At 33.8% G+C, this 18,843-nt stretch carries 20 protein-coding genes; 18 read left to right on the plus strand and 2 right to left on the minus strand.

Annotation, left to right across the window (positions count from 1 at the left end):
• Nucleotides 1–35: 35 nt before the first annotated feature.
• From feoB to BMY18_RS10210, 5 genes are all read left to right on the plus strand, one after another.
• The gene (feoB, locus tag BMY18_RS10185; RefSeq protein ID WP_092453634.1) at nt 36–2,525 is read left to right on the plus strand and encodes a ferrous iron transport protein B; all 2,490 of its coding nucleotides are present in this window, start codon (nt 36–38) and stop codon (nt 2,523–2,525) included.
• A 118-nt stretch (nt 2,526–2,643) separates the two neighbouring features.
• The gene (locus BMY18_RS10190; protein WP_092453636.1) at nt 2,644–2,781 is read left to right on the plus strand and encodes a FeoB-associated Cys-rich membrane protein; all 138 of its coding nucleotides are present in this window, start codon (nt 2,644–2,646) and stop codon (nt 2,779–2,781) included.
• A gap of 53 nt (nt 2,782–2,834) precedes the next feature.
• Nucleotides 2,835–3,266, plus strand: coding sequence for a transcriptional repressor (locus tag BMY18_RS10195; protein ID WP_242941010.1), 432 nt, complete (start codon nt 2,835–2,837; stop codon nt 3,264–3,266).
• Nucleotides 3,267–3,439: 173 nt separating this feature from the next.
• A complete protein-coding gene (locus BMY18_RS10200; protein ID WP_092453638.1) occupies nt 3,440–3,847 on the plus strand; it encodes a flavodoxin family protein in 408 nt (135 codons plus the stop codon).
• A gap of 508 nt (nt 3,848–4,355) precedes the next feature.
• Nucleotides 4,356–4,634 (plus strand): DUF2325 domain-containing protein, encoded by a 279-nt coding sequence (locus tag BMY18_RS10210; RefSeq protein WP_092453642.1) that lies wholly within the window; start codon nt 4,356–4,358, stop codon nt 4,632–4,634.
• 96 nt (nt 4,635–4,730) lie between these two features.
• On the opposite strand, the gene BMY18_RS10215 is transcribed toward BMY18_RS10210, so the two are convergent.
• Nucleotides 4,731–6,119 carry an MATE family efflux transporter gene (locus tag BMY18_RS10215; RefSeq protein ID WP_242941011.1) on the minus strand — a complete coding sequence of 463 codons (1,389 nt, stop codon included), beginning with the start codon at nt 6,117–6,119 and terminating at the stop codon, nt 4,731–4,733.
• A 377-nt stretch (nt 6,120–6,496) separates the two neighbouring features.
• Between BMY18_RS10215 and BMY18_RS10220 the strand changes: the two genes are divergently transcribed.
• Complete coding sequence (locus BMY18_RS10220; protein ID WP_207647443.1) at nt 6,497–8,065, plus strand: glycoside hydrolase family 18 protein; 1,569 nt, start codon at nt 6,497–6,499, stop codon at nt 8,063–8,065.
• A 112-nt stretch (nt 8,066–8,177) separates the two neighbouring features.
• On the opposite strand, the gene BMY18_RS10225 is transcribed toward BMY18_RS10220, so the two are convergent.
• Complete coding sequence (locus BMY18_RS10225) at nt 8,178–9,848, minus strand: glycosyltransferase (protein WP_092453648.1); 1,671 nt, start codon at nt 9,846–9,848, stop codon at nt 8,178–8,180.
• A 235-nt stretch (nt 9,849–10,083) separates the two neighbouring features.
• Between BMY18_RS10225 and BMY18_RS10230 the strand changes: the two genes are divergently transcribed.
• From BMY18_RS10230 to neuC, 12 genes are all read left to right on the plus strand, one after another.
• Entirely contained in the window at nt 10,084–10,371 is a 288-nt protein-coding gene (locus BMY18_RS10230) for a hypothetical protein (protein ID WP_092453650.1), read from the plus strand.
• A gap of 87 nt (nt 10,372–10,458) precedes the next feature.
• Nucleotides 10,459–10,752, plus strand: a complete 294-nt coding sequence (locus BMY18_RS10235) for a peptidase associated/transthyretin-like domain-containing protein (protein WP_092453652.1) — start codon at nt 10,459–10,461, stop codon at nt 10,750–10,752.
• A gap of 38 nt (nt 10,753–10,790) precedes the next feature.
• Nucleotides 10,791–12,431, plus strand: a complete 1,641-nt coding sequence (locus tag BMY18_RS10240) for a motility associated factor glycosyltransferase family protein (protein ID WP_092453654.1) — start codon at nt 10,791–10,793, stop codon at nt 12,429–12,431.
• 42 nt (nt 12,432–12,473) lie between these two features.
• The gene (locus tag BMY18_RS10245) at nt 12,474–13,031 is read left to right on the plus strand and encodes a hypothetical protein (RefSeq protein ID WP_092453656.1); all 558 of its coding nucleotides are present in this window, start codon (nt 12,474–12,476) and stop codon (nt 13,029–13,031) included.
• Nucleotides 12,988–13,314 carry a hypothetical protein gene (locus BMY18_RS10250; RefSeq protein WP_092453658.1) on the plus strand — a complete coding sequence of 109 codons (327 nt, stop codon included), beginning with the start codon at nt 12,988–12,990 and terminating at the stop codon, nt 13,312–13,314. Before BMY18_RS10245 ends, BMY18_RS10250 begins: the two co-directional genes overlap by 44 nt.
• Complete coding sequence (locus tag BMY18_RS10255; RefSeq protein WP_092453660.1) at nt 13,311–13,610, plus strand: hypothetical protein; 300 nt, start codon at nt 13,311–13,313, stop codon at nt 13,608–13,610. The genes BMY18_RS10250 and BMY18_RS10255 overlap by 4 nt, the downstream gene beginning before the upstream one ends.
• Before the next feature lie 11 nt (nt 13,611–13,621).
• Nucleotides 13,622–13,882, plus strand: coding sequence for a hypothetical protein (locus tag BMY18_RS10260; protein ID WP_092453662.1), 261 nt, complete (start codon nt 13,622–13,624; stop codon nt 13,880–13,882).
• Between the two features lie 48 nt (nt 13,883–13,930).
• Nucleotides 13,931–14,911 carry an NAD-dependent 4,6-dehydratase LegB gene (locus tag BMY18_RS10265; protein ID WP_092453664.1) on the plus strand — a complete coding sequence of 327 codons (981 nt, stop codon included), beginning with the start codon at nt 13,931–13,933 and terminating at the stop codon, nt 14,909–14,911.
• A gap of 102 nt (nt 14,912–15,013) precedes the next feature.
• Complete coding sequence (locus tag BMY18_RS10270; protein WP_092453666.1) at nt 15,014–16,060, plus strand: sugar phosphate nucleotidyltransferase; 1,047 nt, start codon at nt 15,014–15,016, stop codon at nt 16,058–16,060.
• Nucleotides 16,057–16,722 carry an acetyltransferase gene (locus BMY18_RS10275; RefSeq protein WP_092453668.1) on the plus strand — a complete coding sequence of 222 codons (666 nt, stop codon included), beginning with the start codon at nt 16,057–16,059 and terminating at the stop codon, nt 16,720–16,722. The genes BMY18_RS10270 and BMY18_RS10275 overlap by 4 nt, the downstream gene beginning before the upstream one ends.
• Complete coding sequence (gene neuB, locus BMY18_RS10280; RefSeq protein ID WP_092453670.1) at nt 16,697–17,692, plus strand: N-acetylneuraminate synthase; 996 nt, start codon at nt 16,697–16,699, stop codon at nt 17,690–17,692. The genes BMY18_RS10275 and neuB overlap by 26 nt, the downstream gene beginning before the upstream one ends.
• A complete protein-coding gene (gene neuC / locus BMY18_RS10285) occupies nt 17,689–18,843 on the plus strand; it encodes a UDP-N-acetylglucosamine 2-epimerase (RefSeq protein ID WP_092453672.1) in 1,155 nt (384 codons plus the stop codon). Before neuB ends, neuC begins: the two co-directional genes overlap by 4 nt.

Genomic DNA, 18,843 nt, shown 5'->3' on the forward strand with positions numbered 1-18,843 from the left:
AAATGCCCATAAAGTAGGCGGATAGGAGTTTAGATATGTCAATTAAAATAGCACTTGCAGGAAATCCAAACTGCGGTAAAACAACATTATTCAATGCCTTGACTGGTTCAAATCAGTTTGTAGGAAACTGGCCAGGCGTTACAGTAGAGAAAAAAGAAGGTAAATTAAAGGGACATAAAGATGTCGTAATTATGGATTTGCCAGGAATTTATTCATTATCACCATATACATTAGAGGAAGTGGTAGCAAGAAATTATCTAATTACTGAAAAACCAGATGCAATACTTAATATTGTGGATGGTACAAATATCGAAAGAAATCTATATCTTTCAACCCAACTTATGGAGTTGGGAATACCAGTGATTATGGCTGTGAATATGATGGATATTATTGAGAAGAATGGTGACAAAATCTATATTGATAAGCTGAGCAAGAATCTTGGATGTGAGGTTGTAGAAATTTCAGCATTAAAAGGGAATGGTATTACACAAGCTGCTGAAAAAGCTGTTAAGCTTGCAAAGGATAAAGCAGCCACGCCTGCGGTTCATAAATTTTCACCAGAAGTAGAGCACGTATTAAACAGCATTAAGGACAAAATCGGCATTGAAGTAGCAGAAGAACAAAAAAGATTCTTTGCAATTAAACTTTTCGAACGAGATGAAAAGATTGCACAACAGCTTAATAATATCACAGATGTAACTGCTGAAATCGAAAAGATAGAAAAAGAGTTGGATGATGATTCTGAGAGCATTATTACAAACGAAAGATATACGTACATAACCTCTATTATAAAAGACTGTTATACAAAGATGAGTAAGAATAAGCTTACGCCTTCAGATAAAATCGATAGCGTTGTAACAAATAGATTTTTAGCACTTCCTATTTTTGCTTTCGTTATGTTTGTTGTATATTATATCTCAGTAACTTCGGTTGGTGCGATTGCAACAGATTGGGCAAATGATGGAGTGTTTGGAGATGGATGGCGTCTATTAGGAATTGGTTCTTCAGCCTATGAAGAAAATGTAGGAGAATATGATACATACCAGCAAGAAATTGATGGGTTCATCGTTGCAGCACAAGAAAAAGGCGTCAATGTTGATTCACTAAAAGAATTAATAGTATCAGATGATGCAAGTGAAATTGAATTAGAAAATGCGATTCTTACATTTTCACAAAATGAAACTGTATCAAATTTGAATGCAGATGTTGAAATTACAGATGAAGCAGGAGCTATTACAGAAACGGTAGTAGTCAACCTATCTGAATTTGAAAATGCGTTAGAAGTTGGGGAACCAGATCCGGCAGCATATGGAGTATGGATTCCAGGAATCCCCGGAGCATTAGAGTCAGGGCTTGATGCGGTTGGTTGTGCAGTTTGGCTAAAAGGACTTATTCTGGATGGAATTGTAGGTGGTGTTGGAGCAGTACTCGGATTCGTCCCTCAGATGTTGATTTTATTTGCATTCCTAGCATTCTTAGAAGCTTGCGGATATATGGCGAGAATTGCATTTATTATGGATAGAATATTTAGAAAATTTGGTTTGTCTGGAAAATCCTTTATTCCTATGTTGATCGGTAGTGGATGCGGCGTTCCAGGAATTATGGCATCACGTACAATTGAAAACGATCGTGATAGAAAAATGACCATCATGACAACAACATTTATACCTTGTGGAGCAAAGCTTCCAATTATCGCATTGATTGCAGGTGCTTTATTTAATGGAGCATGGTGGGTGGCACCTAGTGCATATTTCGTTGGAATTGGAGCGATTATTGTATCCGGTATTATCTTAAAGAAAACAAAAATGTTTGCAGGAGATCCAGCACCATTTGTTATGGAACTTCCATCCTATCATATGCCAACAGTTAGTAATATCCTTAGAAGCATGTGGGAACGTGGCTATTCATTTATTAAAAAAGCTGGGACAATTATTTTGGTTTCTACAATTTTGGTTTGGTTTACATCTAACTTTGGATTTATAGATGGTAAATTTGTTATGGTCGATGATTTGAGAGATGGATTTCTTGCTAATCTGGGTAGTATAATTGCTCCTATATTTGCACCACTCGGATGGGGAGATTGGAAATCAACGGTTGCAGCAATTACTGGTCTTGTGGCAAAAGAAAATGTAGTTGGTACATTTGGTGTATTATTTGGCTTTGCAGATGTCGCAGAAGATGGTTCTCAGATTTGGGGAACACTTGCAGGAAGTATGACAGCTGTTGCAGCTTATTCATTCCTTGTATTTAATCTTCTTTGTGCTCCTTGTTTCGCAGCTATGGGCGCAATTAAGAAAGAGATGAATAATGCTAAATGGTTCTGGTTTGCGATTGGATATCAGACAGGATTAGCTTATGTGGTAGCACTTTGTGTCTATCAAATAGGAACCTTGATTACCGTGGGAACATTTGGAGTTGGCACTTTAGTGGCATTTGCAATAGTAATTGTTTTCCTATATTTACTATTTAGACCATATAAAGATAGGAACGTACTTAAAATAAATGCCAAGGCTTTTGCAAAATAATTTACCAGAGCCTGCATTGATAGAAGGATGCAGGTTCTCACAAATATAACTTCTCGGAGTTAGCATCTACTGGTGCAAATGTAAATTGAAATTTGAAGATATTAGACGGAGGTATAGAATGGGAACATTTATTATAGGAATTATAGTTTTTGCGTTTGTAGCGCTTGCAGTTAGGAGTATGGTAAAAGATAAAAAAAGTGGAAAATCGATTCAGTGTGGTGGTGATTGTAAAGATTGCGGTGGACATTGTCATTAAAATGACATTGTCATTAATTTATATTTGAATTCAACAAGATTGGAGGTATTGTATTGACAGATAATGAAATGAATCAAAAAAGACGAGTTATTCTTGAGAAACTGAAAGAAAAAGGATGCAGAATAACGAAACAACGTATTATGATTATTGATATTATTCTGGAAAATGAATGCTCTTGTTGTAAAGAAATATATCATAAGGCATCAAAATTAGATGCTTGTATAGGGATCGCTACGGTGTATCGACTGGTGAATAGTTTGGAAGAATTAGGCGTAATCAATCGAAAGAATATGTATAAAGTAGCATATGCTAGAAACTGTTGTATGAAAGATATATGTACAATTGTATTAGATGATGATACTACATTTGATTTGTCCGCCCAAAAGTGGAATTCGGTTATTAAAGCAGGCCTAACCACGTATGGGTATCTTAAAGGTCAAAATATTGTGTCGGTTATAGTCAAGGAGATTGAGTGTGAAGGTTGAAATTTCTGATATAATGGAAAAAAATGTGTTTTGAGGTCAATCAGAAATCACTATAAAATGATGTCAATAAGAAATCGTTATAAAATGATTGACTTAACAAAATATATTGTGTACAATAAATTATATAATCATTGCAAGCAATCAAATTGTATACAACCAAAGGAGATAACAAAATGAAAATAGCAGTTAGATATTATTCTAAAACAGGAAATACTAAGAAATTGGCAGATGCAATTGCAAAAGTGGCAGGAGTAAAGGCTGAAACGGTGGATGTTAAGATAGATGAGGACATTGACATTTTATTTTTGGGTAGCTCTGTTTATGCAGCAGGAATCGATCCTAAGATCAAAGAATTTATTGAAACACTTAGCCCAAAAGTTAAAAAGGTAGTGAATTTTAGTACTGCAGCGATTCTAAAGTCAACCTATGGGCAAGTTAGTAAGTTATTAGTTGATCGAAAAATTCAGGTTGAACCAAGAGAATATCACTGTAGAGGTTCTTTTAGCTTATTACACAAAGGTCATCCAGATGCGAAAGACATATCTAATGTAGAAAAGTTTACAAGAGAGATATTGGGTTGATTATTTGTGCGAATTACATACCTTTTATGTAGAAGAAAAAGTTAATGAGAAGATTCCTCATTAACTTTTTTTGCTATGTATTAGCACATTGGATAGAAATTATAGGAGTGTAAAATATAACTTTTTTATGTTTTATGCAAAGGTGGATCGAGAGAAAGCAGAAGTGGATGCTTGTAAAGTTGAACATATTATAAGTCAAGAAACTTTTGAAGGAATAAAAAGGTGTTTGGAAAACAATATAGATGTTATTGATAAAATAAGTTGAATAAGGCTATTGAAAAAACAAGAAGAGCAGTGTATTATAGCATCAGGTTAGCGATGACTAACCTGATAAGGAGGTCTTATGAGCGCAGAAATAATTCAAATAGTAGTTATTCAAGAAGCACCAGACAGTGCTGCGAAACAACGTTGTAAGGATTTAGGAAAAGTATTGGCAGCTTCATAAGGGTAAGTGCAGATTCTTGATTTGAATAATTAAGGATAAAATATAAGAGAGGCAGGATTCTTTATGAGTGTAGTAATTATAGGAGGCCATGACAGAATGGTTTGTCAGTACAAAAAAATATGCAAAGAATATAAATGTAAAGCGAAAATATTTACTCAAATGGCAGGAAATTTAAAAGAGCAAATTGGAAGTCCAGATCTAATTATATTGTTTACAAACACTGTGTCACATAAGATGGTTCGTACTGCATTAGTTGAAGCGCAAAGGTGTAATTCAGAGGTCGTAAGATGTCATACGAGTAGTGGAAATGCATTGTTAGAGATATTGGAAGCGAAGTGTTAATATCTTAAAAATAATGAAACAATAGTATTTAACAAAAGTAAGGAGACAAAAATAAGGAAACAAAAGTAATGAAACAATGAGAATTATATTCGTAAATTAATCAAGTTCATTAAAATCTTGAAAAACGATACTTTTTCTCATCATTACAATTAGTGGGATTACCATCAGAACCCATACAATTGGTTCTGAAATAATGATACCCATATAACCTAACACTGGTGTCAAAAGGACTACTGTAAGAAATTTTCCAATGAGTTCAATTGCACTGGATATAATTGGTGTAAAATTATCTCCAATTCCTTGTAGTGAATTTCTTAAAATGACAATCACCACTGTTACAAAATATAGAAGTGTATTTACTTGCAGATATAGTGTACCCGTATGAATTACCTCTTCCGAATTGGTGGAGGTAATTGCTTTTATTAAGAAAGGGACAATTGTATAGGAGATTATAATCACGATAACACACCATATCCAAGAAAAGAAGATGGATTTTTTTATGCCAGTTCGTATACGATCGTATTTGCCTGCACCAAAATTTTGGCTACTAAAGGAAGCCATAGTCATTGCAAGAACTCCAAATGGTGTCATGAAAATATTCGTTAATTTTCTTGCTGCATAGTGAGCTATAATTGTATTTGTAGAAAATGTATTAATTGAGGTTTGTAAAATCAATGTTCCTAGTGAAACTAAAGAACTCATGAGCCCCATTGAAAAACCACATGCACAGAGTTGTTTCGCCAATCCAGATTGAAATGAAAAGCTGCTTTTAGTAAGATGCAGAATCGGATAATGTCTATAAATATATATAAAGCACAGGATAGCAGAAATCAATTGTGCAATTACGGTTGCTTCAGAAGCACCTTGGATACCCCTATGCATTCCACCGACAAAGGTATACACAAGGACTATATTTATGAATACAGAAATGATAAGGAAAATAAGAGGAGCTATGGTATCACCAATTGCTCTTAGTATACTTGCAAATACATTGTAGAGCATAGATGCAGTCATACCAATTATAAGCACTTTAATGTAAGCACTTCCGGCAGCAGATTCCTCAGGAGCAATATTCATAACCTTTAATATAGAAGGTAAAAAAGCCACGCTTAATACGGTGAATAGGATTGATGTTATGAGACCAAATAATAGTGATCCTCCAAACGATTTATTTAATCCATCATGATCCTTTGCACCATAATAACGTGATGCAATGATTGCAAATCCATTTGTAAGTCCTACTAAAAACCCTATGATCATGTCACCAATAGGGGTTACGGATCCAACAGCAGCAAGTGCGTTATCACCTAAGATATTTCCAATTATCCATGTATCAGTCACACCATATAATAATTGAATGAATTGTCCTAAAAGAATAGGAAGCGCAAATTGTAATATTACTTTATTAATACTGCCTTTGGTTAAGTCTTTCATATTAAGTCCTTTGTATTTACTAAACAGCCTAGATGAATGTTCGACCCCCATTATAGCACACGATATTTTTATTATGCAATAACATTTATAACGGATTAAATATTATTGAGATAAAGAGTTAGAAGATTGATTTTAAGTAGTAAATAAAACTATAATTAATAAATAAAAAAGCAGCTATAATTCAGCTACTTTTTTAACACTTACAGGATTAAAATGTAGTAAGTTCTGGCATATTTATCAGAAATTACCAGGCTTTAGGGGGGACCATATAATATACTTTGATTGTCAAATATGTTACAATTATGTAAACTAAATAAAATGTAAAATTAAAGGGAAGGAGAATTTGTTGAGGCTAGATCAATTATATTGTAAGTTAGAAACGGGCGTATACAATCACTTGCGAAAGCAATATGAGAGAGAGGTATTTCATGAAACAAAATTCGATTTATAAAAAAATATTTGCTATTTTTTTAATGATAGCTATGTTTGTTACTTATTCATCTACGACGATTTTTGCTGCGAAACCAGACAGAATTGTTCCTACAGCACCTAGTAATCTAATGGCAACATCGGTTACAAGTATTTCTGCAACATTGACCTGGAATGCTTCCACAGACAATATTGGAGTTAAGACATACCAAATATATAAAAATAATCTTTTGATTGGAAATTCTTCAACACCAACCTATGTTGTAAGCAATCTTACATATTCAACAAGCTTTCAGTTTTATGTAGTTGCAAAGGATGCAGCTGGAAATATATCAAAGCCAAGTAATATTCTTACTGTTACAACACTGGCGGCAACAATTGAACAACCAACAACAGCACCAACAACTGAGCCAACGACAGTTGTTCCTACTACAACGCAAGCACCAACAACAGCACCAACAACAGCACCAACAACAGCACCTACAACAGCACCTACAACTACACCAACGACATCTAAAACGAAAGTTGTTGGTTACTATGCGGCGTGGGCAGCATATTCAGGATTCACACCGGATAAGGTAGATGTAACTAAGTTGACACATATAAATTATGCATTTGCAAATATCGGTAGTGATTTAAAGATTGCGATGGGTTATCCAGATGTTGATCCAGGTAATTTTGCTAAGCTTAAAGCACTAAAACAGGCTAATCCATCATTGAAAACAATTATTTCTGTTGGAGGATGGAGCTGGTCAGGAAGATTTTCTGATGCAGCACTTACTGATGCTTCAAGAGTAGTATTTGCAGACAGTTGTGTTGATTTCATTATAAAGAACGGATTCGATGGAGTCGATATTGATTGGGAATACCCAGTAAGTGGAGGATTATATACGAATGTAAGAAGACCTGAGGATAAACAAAACTTTACTTTATTACTTCAAAAATTAAGAGAAAAATTGAACGCAAGAGGAGTGATTGACCATAAATCATATATTCTTACAATGGCAGGCGCTTCTGGACAATGGTATGTTAATAATACTGAATTGGGAATTTTACAACAATATCTCGATTATGCTAATATTATGACATATGATATTCATGGAACTTGGGATTCTTACACTGATTTTAATGCTCCATTATACGCAAATACGGATAGTACGATGCAAGATAAGTGGAGTGTGGATCAAAGTGTAAATGCATGGACAAAGGCAGGATTTCCAGCAAGTAAACTTGTGTTAGGCGTTCCTTTCTACGGTTATATATATAAAGAAGCAGCAAATGTAAATAATGGTTTGTATCAAAGATATTCAGGAGGTCAAAGTATAAGCTATGAAAATATAGCTGCAAATTACTTGAATGCACCTGGCTTTATAAGATATTTCCACGCAACTTCTATGGTGCCATGGCTATTTAATGGTTCAACTTTTATTACATATGAAGATCCGCAATCAATGGGCGCGAAGGCTCAGTATATTAAAACAAAAGCGTTGGGCGGAGCGGCAATATGGGAATTAAGTCAAGATCCAAATAGAGTATTGCTAAATGCACTTTATAAAGGAATGCAATAATATTTTAGTTTATTATAATAGAATTATATATGTAAAAACGAAGAGGCAACCATAACGGGGGCCTCTTTTAATTTGGTAACTGCAAATGAAATAAATATTTATTTTTGATTTTTTATAATAAATAGTTTGCTGCAATTTCGTTAATCAGGCTTATAATATTGCTTCTGCTAATGACTTGATTATCAAAAGTAATCAATGAAAAATAATCTATGCAACATTTTTTACATTCTATTATGACTTCATTCCAGTCATTTTCTTTTAAAAGATTTATCTTTAACAGCATGAATGTCTTATGACAGGCTATAACATAGAGATGAAAGCGTGTTAAGTCATCCAGATTTTCGAGGGTGTTGATTAGTTCTATAAATCCTTTTAATTGTAATAATCTTGATTCTTTTGTCTGGTATTCATATTGACCTGATAATGTAGTTGAGTCAGAGTATAAGCAGGAATCCCCACATATAAAAAGCGGAGTGATATCGCTTATAAAGTCATAATGATTGCAAAGATACATATCAAGAAATTCATGCGGATAATGTTTAAACGCTTCATTATTATTATAATTTTGATTAAAATAGAGGCTTAAATCCTCATTTATCACAGAACAATTGTATAGGATTCCTGACATATAGTTGTTGCGGAGAAAAAAATGTAATACGGCATTCTTACCAGCTTTAATATATGCATTTTGCAAACTATTTGGTGTATACCATCTAGTGTCTCCACTGCGAATAACACCTATTTCGGGATGTTTTATGAGAAGACCAAGATAATGAGGAAGCGATGAAAGAACAGTATAATCTTCATCACTCATTAATAATGCATGGTTCGCATTTGACATTAACAGCACTTTCCAATAATTCCCGATGAATTCATGATTAAAATCAAAATGGTTATATGAGATACGGATGTCTTTAGAAGCAATTCTTTCAATATTGAGATAATCCTCAGTTTCTATTGTACTGCCGTTATTGGATATAACAAATTCAATTTCAGTATCATATGTACTTGTAGTTAATTGTTGAACTTTTTCAAGAGCCAGATGGCCTCTATTGTATGTGGGTATACAAATACTCAAGATTGGTTTGTAAGCATGTTTGCATGCTATACGCTGATTGTGTATTTCTAATATAGATTGCTTTATCATGTCTATATCGACGTCAGGTGAATCACATAAGATGCTTTGTGGGATAGGTGCATTTACATTATATGAAAGGCTAGATAAAAAATCAGTAAAGGATGAATACAGTATGAACGCATGCGTTTTATTATAATATTTACGGATAACGGGTAATGATAAAATTGAGGCAAAAGCAAGAAGGCTATAGGTGTCTCCGGGTATCACATAAATACTACCATATCTGTTGCAATCAAAAACATCTTTCATCAAGGAAATATTCCATTCATGATAAATTAGAGTTGGCTCATAAAGTACTTTGAAATCGTCTTCTGATGAAGGAGACAGGGAAAAATCCAAAGGACCATTTATAAGGTTGTTGATTTTATCATAATAAAAGCAAGTATTCTCGTCTAATGGAATAAACAGAAATGGCAATTGGTCATATGGAGGCATCTCTATGGATATTTGGAAATGATTGATATTATTAACGTAATTATTTTGAAATGTTTCTGCTTGAGATGACCAGAATTTCAAGTCTAACAGATTTAATATTTCTTCTTGATTGAAGTTGTTATTATAGCACTCCATGAGTATGAAAATACTAGAAGCTGTGTCTGATGATAACGAATTTAATCCTTGTTGGTAACGTGCTTCGTAATTCATAATGACCTCTTTGATAAACCAAGATTAATATTGTGATATTATTAATCTTTATTCGTGAGGTATGTAACATATGTCTTATTAGACCATAAAATGATAGTTCGAAATAATATTTCATACTATAGACAAGATTAGATACCGTGACTAAATTCGATTCCGAATTGTCACATTATGCAATATTATTACATAATATATATATGAAATATCGATTTTGAAAATTTATTGAGGAGGCCCTATTATGGCTAATTATAAACCAGTGGCAAAATATATACTTGCAGCGTCAACTCACCAGGGAACCATCTTTCCTGCAAATCTTTCAACAGTACCATGGAGTATGCTGATATTACTTGGTACAGCAAGGCATAATGCTTCTATTTTACCCAGCGGTGGAGTATTAGTATGGGAAAATCATACTACTGCTTCAGGTTACACACCAAATCATGAGACTTTTGGAGATGTACATGGTAGGTATGGTGTGACTGTAAGATCAGATGTCGATCTTGTTATTAAGTACTTCGGCAAATAATTTTTGATTAATAGAAACTTATCTTATGCATGATGTATAAGATAAGTTTCTTAAAATAGATTATGATTTCAACTAGGAGGCTAAGTGATGTTACCTAGAATTATTCTGACAGGCTGTCAGATCATTTGTTCTGGAATTGTTACACTAGATGTTACCCTATCAGTAAATGCATTCATTTTTATAGCAGGTATTGTATATGATCCATCAGAACATCCGTTGCCAGACGCTGCAGTTGTAGTGTACATAATAGATAATACTACGACGCCACCAACGGAAAAAAGATTAGGAGTTACCTTTACGGTTGCAGATGGTTCCTATGGTATATCTCTGCCTAGAGTTAAGTACAAAGAATATAAATTGGTAGCTTATTCACCAGGATAATATATATGGTTTTCTAAATAGAGGTCTTGGAGGTCGTAATGAAAGAGTATAAAAAAGAGATTAATAAGTTAACAGATACGCTGGATGATTTGAAATTTGATTCAAAGATTTTTATATTTGGAATTGGTACTGGAGAATATATCGAAGAACTTAAAAAATTAATCTGTGTAGAGAATAAGGTGGTTATTTTTGAACCTAATAAAGCTATATACGAAAAGTACAATCCCAATATTGCCGATAATATTAAACTCCTATTATTTGATGAAATACAGGTTAAAAAGATATTAAATAGTAGCATCTATTTCGAAAACATTGATAACATATATTTTTATGCATTTGGAGACTATAGCAAGGTCTATAAAAAAGAATATGATTGCATGATTGAGTATTTGGATTGGGCGTTAATTAGTGCATCTGCACATATTAGTTTAGCAAAACGTTTTAAAAAAATATTTGCCCAGAACATGATAGCAAATATTAAGATATTAAATGAATGTACTCCGATAGACCATTATAAGTTTGCAAACTTAAATGTACCAGCGATTATCGTATCAGGGGGACCTTCCTTAGATCAGAATATAAAAGATATGCTTCAATATAAAGAAAAAGTTAAGAAGTGTTTTATTATTGCAGGGAACAGAACGGTAGGAGCATTGATGAAAAATGATATTATGCCGGATATGATTGTATCCATAGATCCGGTAGATGCGAATTATGATATGATGAAAGATTATTTGGATTTAAAGGTACCCTTGGTTTTCTACGAGTACAGTAATCGGTATTTGGTAAAAAATTATAAAGGGGATAAAATCTATATACCACTGCTATTTTCCCAGACAATTGAAGAACTCAATCAATTAAAAGGTGTTTACAGTGGAGGATCTGTAGCACATACATGTATTGATATCGCAAATATGATAGGCTGTTCACCTATTTTGCTTGTTGGTCAGGACCTAGCTTATACTTATGAAAAACATCATGCGGATTGCGCTTTTTATGATTATGATAAAACTTTAAATTATCAATCACAGATCAAGGTAAAAGATATCAATGGGGAACAGGTAAACACTTCACTGTCTTTGGAAAACTATAAAAAATCTCTGGAACAATATATTGATATGTATAAAGATAAAGAGCGAATCAAATTTATTAACTGTTCTTACGGTGCTGAAATTAAAGGTGCACCGCATCAGGAGCTTAAAAAAATATTTCAACGAAATATATTTGATAATATAAAAACCAAATGTATTCCTAATAAAGCAATCAATATCGATAGTAAAGAAACGATAAATAATATTTTGGATTACCTTGATGCGTGCCTGGAAAAGGCGGAGCAAGGACAGGAGTTATGTGAAATAATTATAGAGGAAAATAACGATAAATCTTTGGTAGAGGTAGATGCTCAGGATATAGATTTACAAAGAATCTTATATATTCTTGATATTATAAAGGACTTTGAAAACGCTCCCAATAGTAAATATTTAGGAGGATATTTTATCTTGTTTGTATTTGAAATGAAAGAAAAAATATTCCTTATATATGCGAAAGATTATGAGAAACAGACATCTGATCTACAGCATCAGATAAGAAAGTTTAAGATTTATTTTGAGAAAATGAAAGAAATGTTAGCTGAAGTAAAAAAAGTTATGCAAGAGACGGTACAGGAATTCTATGAATAGCATATAGTGTAGTAAAATAATAATTCTGGGTTGGAGGAAATTATGGAAATTAATAATAAAGACTATAAAGAAGTAAAAATAAAAAAGATGGTAGTAGACGGGAAAGAACTGGAAGGAAATATTATATATGCTGAAGATACAAAGGATAAACAGGAACTGCATGTAACTATTTATACGCAAGAAAGTGACGAGCAGCTAGGTGAAGCACAGGAAAGCGAAACACAGGAAAGCGTTGCACAAGAAAGTAAAATACAGGAAAGTGAACCACAGGAAAGCGAAACAATGGAAAGCGACGCACAAGAAAGTGAACCACAGGAAAGTGATGCACAGGAAAGCGACGCACAAGAAAGTGAACCACAGGAAAGTGATGCACAGGAAAGTGATGCACAGGAAAGTGATGCACAAGAAAGTGAACCACAGGAAAGTGTTGCACAAGAAAGTGAACCACAGGAAAGTGAACCACAGGAAAGTGAACCGCAGGAAAGTGATGCACAGTATATTGACACACAAGACATTTATACAGATCAAAAAAAAGGAAGGAGATTCAAATTTATATATGAATGGTTCCAAAACGTCATCGTTCATAATAGAAGGAGCTAGACTTCAACATTCTAAAAATAATCATTTTAACATTAAATTAGACAATTTAAAATTTCAAATTATAAAGGGAACTATTTATAATCAAAAAAAAGAGCGATGTGAAGGTGCTGTTGTTCAAGTAGTTCAAATCAGTTGTAGGGATAAATCAAAATGTTTACTCGGATATGTGTTTACCGACGAAAATGGAGAATATATATTTGCGCTTGAAGCAAAGTCTTGCATGATCTATGAACTAGCAATATATGCACCACTTATTGATGCGAAATGGAGGAACTTCAGTTGAGCTATTATACTGAGATAATTGTAACGCCAAAGGATTTGGTTAATCGAACGATTTTGCAAGCAAATATCACAGTTCAAAGATCAAATGATGTTCTATTATCGGCTACTGTTTATAGCGCACAAAGTAAACCGCTGGAGGGCGCAGTCGTGCAGGTGATTAAAATTTGCGGGAGAAATAGAATTAATATAGGCTATGTCATAACAAACCAAGATGGTGAATTTGCCATATCAGTAAAGAAAAGTAATTTGATCAAATATGAACTGGATATTTATGGACCTTTAATAGAGGCTGAATAAGGGCGACAGTTATGGAACAGGAACATAATGAATATTATATAGAAAAAGTTTTGATTCATGGATATATTCACTATAAGGAAGGTGGCCCGGTACAGGGAGCAATTGTTATTTTAGAGAAAATTCCTAGTGAATATAATGAAGAGTTACAGGAGGAACAAAAACAAGTTATCTATCTTGCTAATACCGTAACCAGTAGTAATGGAGAGTTTTGTTTCTTTGTAACAGACAGAACCAGTTATTATAAAATTAAAGTTTTTGATAACAATAATTGATGATTGGAATCGTGGCTTGCGAACTAAGTCACAGAAATGGGTAATAAAATGAAAAAAGTTCTGGTTACAGGAGCGGATGGATTTATAGGCAGTCATTTGACGGAAGCCTTGGTTAAAGAAGGTTATGATGTAAGAGCACTTACCTTTTATAATTCTTTCAATTCATGGGGATGGCTGGATTCGCTGCCTAACGACATAAAAAAGCAGATTGATATTCGATGTGGGGATATCAGAGACCCAAATGGTGTAAGAACTATAATGGAAGATGTTGAATCTGTATTTCATCTTGCAGCATTAATTGCAATACCTTTTAGTTATCATTCTCCAGATTCTTATGTAGATACAAATATAAAGGGTACCTTAAATGTTTTGCAGGCGGCTAGGGACTTGGATACAGGTAGGGTTTTAATTGCCTCTTCTTCTGAGGTCTATGGCAGTGCCCAATATGTTCCCATGGACGAGAAACATCCTTTTCAAGGACAGTCTCCCTATTCTGCGACTAAAATAGGAGCCGATAGATTAGCCGAATCATTTTATAAAAGCTTCTCACTTCCGGTTACCATTGTGCGTCCATTTAATACTTATGGACCGAGACAATCCGCAAGAGCTGTAATCCCAACGATTATCAGTCAGCTATTATCAGGAATAGAGGAGATACGTCTTGGAAGCTTAACCCCCACCAGAGATTTTAATTATGTGAAAGATACCGTTAAAGGATTTATAGAGATAGAAAAATCAGATAATGCAATAGGGGAAGAAATTAATATTGCAAATCAAGAAGAAGTTTCGATTGGCGAGCTGGCTAAAGAACTTATTAAACAGATTAATCCCAAAGCTAAAATAAAATGTGAAATGGAAAGAGTAAGACCTGGTAAAAGCGAAGTTACGAGGCTGATGGGTTCAAATCAAAAATTAAAATTGCTTACTGATTGGAGTCCTGACTATTCTCTTAGTGAAGGATTAAAAGAGACAATTGACTGGATAAGTAGGAACTTAGACAAATATAAATCAGATATTTATAACATCTAGTAATTGAGGTGATCCAATATAAAAACTGGTTCCGACATAAAGCATTAATACAAAAATTCCTCTGTTACTGGAAGTTTATAGCAATTTGAAAGAAGGATTGGTATGGAAGTTAGCAGATTTTTCATCACGCAGGATATACCAATTAGGGAGGCAATAAGACAATTAGATGAGACAGCAAAAAAGATTCTTATTGTTGTGGAAGATAAAAAGTTAATCGGTATTATTACAGATGGAGATGTTAGACGGTGGATATTAAAAAACGGAGATATTGCATTACCAGTCAGTTTGATAATGAACACTACACCTGTATTTTTAAAGAAGGAAGACCGCAGCAAGGGATTAGAACTGATGCGAGCGAATAGTATTGAAGGGCTGCCACTAGTCAATGTCAGTAATGAGGTTGTTGATGTTTTATTTTGGAATGACATTAACGATCATCAAACTCATACTGATAGAATACCTCAAATCCCAGTTGTTATTATGGCCGGTGGAAAGGGAACAAGATTATATCCGTATACAAAAATCATTCCGAAACCGCTTATACCAGTTGGTGATATTCCAATCGTAGAAAGAATTATAAATAAATTTATTGAATATGGATTCAAAGAATTTTACCTCACAATTAGTTATAAAAAAGAAATGATAAAGGCTTATTTCAATGGGGAGCTGCCGTATAAATTGCATTTATTGGAAGAGGATGAACCTATGGGAACAGCAGGGTCGCTTGCGCTTGTTGAAGGTAATGTCAAAGGCAGCTTTTTTGTTAGCAACTGTGATATTTTAGTGGATATTAATTATTCTGAGCTTCTTGTTCATCACAAAACACATCACCATAAACTGACCATTGTCACAGCGTTAAAAAGCTATGAGATACCTTATGGTGTAATTACTTTAGGCAAAAACGGATGCATAGAAAAATTAAGTGAAAAACCTAAATATGAATTATTGGTTAATACAGGATTATATGTATTGGAAGCAGAACTGTTAAAATATATTCCTCAAAATAAGCATTTTGATATGACTGATCTTATAAAAGAATGCATAAAAAATGGGGAGCAAGTTGGAGCATATCCGGTGATGGATAGTTCCTGGCTTGATATGGGGGAATTTAAGACGATGCAAAATATGGCAGAAAAATTTAAAATATGAAAAAGAAACTTGTACTCATTGGTGGCGGGGGTCATGCAGAGAGTATTATCGATTCTATAAATACTATGAAGTTATATAAGATTATAGGCATTATTGATAAGAAAGAAAAACTAGAAACCTGTGTTTTAGGGGTGAAAATCATAGGAGAGGATAAAGACCTAGCGTATTATTTTAATAAAGGGGTAAAGAATGCTGTAATAGCGATAGGAAGCATAGGAAACATTGAATTAAGACTGAAATTGTATGATATATGTAAAAATATAGGATATCAGTTTCCTAATATTATAGATAAAAGTGCAGTATTGTCTAATAATATAAAAATTGGTGAAGGAAACTTTATTGGAAAAGGCACAATCATAAATGCAAATGTTCAGATTGGAAATGGTTGCATTATAAATACAGGATCAATCATTGAACATGATTGTATCATAGAAGACTTCGTCCATATAGCGACTGGAAGTGTGTTATGCGGGAGTGTTGTAATAAAAAAGCATACCCATATAGGAGCACATTCTACAATCCTTCAAAAGGTGACAATAGGGGAAGGTACTTTGATCGGAGCGGGAAGTTTAGTCTTAAAAGAAATTCCGTCCTATAAAATGGCATTTGGAAGTCCGGTTAAGGAGGTTAAAACATTTGCGCAAAGTTATGATAATTGCTGAGGCAGGTGTGAACCATAATGGGGATATCAACCTAGCTAAAAAAATGGTAGATGCAGCCAGTGAAGCAGGAGCAGATGCTATTAAATTTCAAACCTTTAAAACACAATACCTGGTAGTTCAAACAGCAAAGAAAGCAAAATACCAAATTTTAAATACAGGAAATAATTCATCACAATTTGAGATGTTGAGAGAACTGGAATTAGATCAATCTTCATTTAAAGAGCTTTTTCAGTATTGTATAGGTAAAAATATTAAATTTATATCGTCGCCATTTGATTTAGAGAGTGTGGATTTCTTAAATGCAATTGGCTTAGATACATTTAAAATACCATCAGGAGAAATAACCAATTATCTTTATCTTAAAAAAATAGCTACTTTAAATAGAAAGATTATTCTATCAACAGGAATGGCAACGGTGGATGAAATTAAAGAAGCCTTAGATATACTGAAAGAAAACACAGAAAATATAATTTTGCTTCACTGTACTAGTGCTTATCCTGCTTCAATGCAGGAAGTAAATTTAAAAGCTATGTGTACTATGAAACAAATATTTCATAAAGAAGTCGGCTATTCAGATCATACATTAGGGATAGAAGTGGCGGTTGCGGCAGTTGCACTTGGAGCCTGTGTGATAGAAAAACATTTCACACTAGACAGATATTTACCAGGACCTGATCACACAATGAGTCTAGAACCTAATGAATTTAAAAAACTGGTAGAATCAATCAGAAATATAGAACAAGCATTGGGTGATGGAATCAAGAAACCAACCGTAACTGAATTGATCAATAGAGAATTTGTAAGAAAAAGTCTTGTAGCAGCTAAAGTTATCAGACAAGGAGAAGTCTTTTCGGAAGATAATCTATGCGCAAAACGTCCTGGAAATGGTATCTCTCCAATGCAATTGAACAGACTGGTGGGGTGTAATGCCAAAAGAAATTATGAAAAAGATGAGAGGATTGATGAGTGAAAAAATTATGTGTTGTAACTGGGAGTCGATCCGAATATGGTTTGTTAAAACCGATTCTAAAAAGAATAGAACAAGATAAAGATCTGAAGCTTCAAATCATCGCAACAGGAATGCATTTAGATTATAGATGTGGTTTAACTTATAAAGAAATTGAAAATGACGCTTTTCATATTAATGAAAAAATTGAAATGAATTTAGCGTCTGATACCGCTGTGGGAATATGCAAATCTATGGCGATTGGCATGATAAGTTTGGCAGAAGCTTACGACAGATTAAAACCTGATATAATCATTCTTTTAGGGGATAGATATGAGATCTTTGCAGCAGCGAGCGCGGCAATGATTAGTAAAATCCCTATCGCTCATATTCATGGGGGAGAAATCACACAAGGATCATACGATGATTGTATGAGGCATGCTATTAGTAAAATGAGTTATCTGCATTTTACAAGTACAAAAGAGTATAGGAAAAGAGTCATACAATTAGGGGAACAGCCAGATAGAGTATATGAAGTTGGGGCTCTTGGAATTGAAAATATCAAGGAAATGACTTTATTAACGCAGCAGGAATTAGAGGAAACATTAAACATACAAATAAAAATGCCACTGGCACTTGTTACTTTTCATGCGGCTACATTGGAGGGTAATACTGCCATTATGCAATTTAAGCCGTTATTAGACGCTTTGGATTATTTTACAGAACTTTCTGTTATCTTTACCAAAAGTAATACAGATACAGGAGGAAATATAATCAATGAACTAATCAATCAGTATACGATCAAGAACAGTAAGAAATCGGTCGCGTTTACATCGTTAGGCTCACTTAGGTATCTTAGTATAATGAGCCACAGCTCAGTCGTAATTGGAAATTCTTCAAGTGGAATCATAGAAGCTCCTTTTTTAAAAGTCCCGACAGTTGATATTGGAGATAGACAAAAAGGAAGGGTAAAGTCAAGTTCGGTGATAAGTAGTAATAATTCCGTGCAAGACATAATCGAAGCAATAGAAAAAGCCCTTAACTACAAAGCGGATAAGAAAGAAATAGTTACCTCATATGAAAACGAAGATACAAGTTATCGGATAATATCTGCTATAAAGCAAGCGTTACAGGAAGGTATAGACCTGAAAAAAACTTTTTATGATTTCAGATAG

Origin of the sequence: [Clostridium] fimetarium (genome assembly GCF_900111235.1) — a bacterium.
Lineage (GTDB): Bacteria > Bacillota > Clostridia > Lachnospirales > Lachnospiraceae > Clostridium_N > Clostridium_N fimetarium.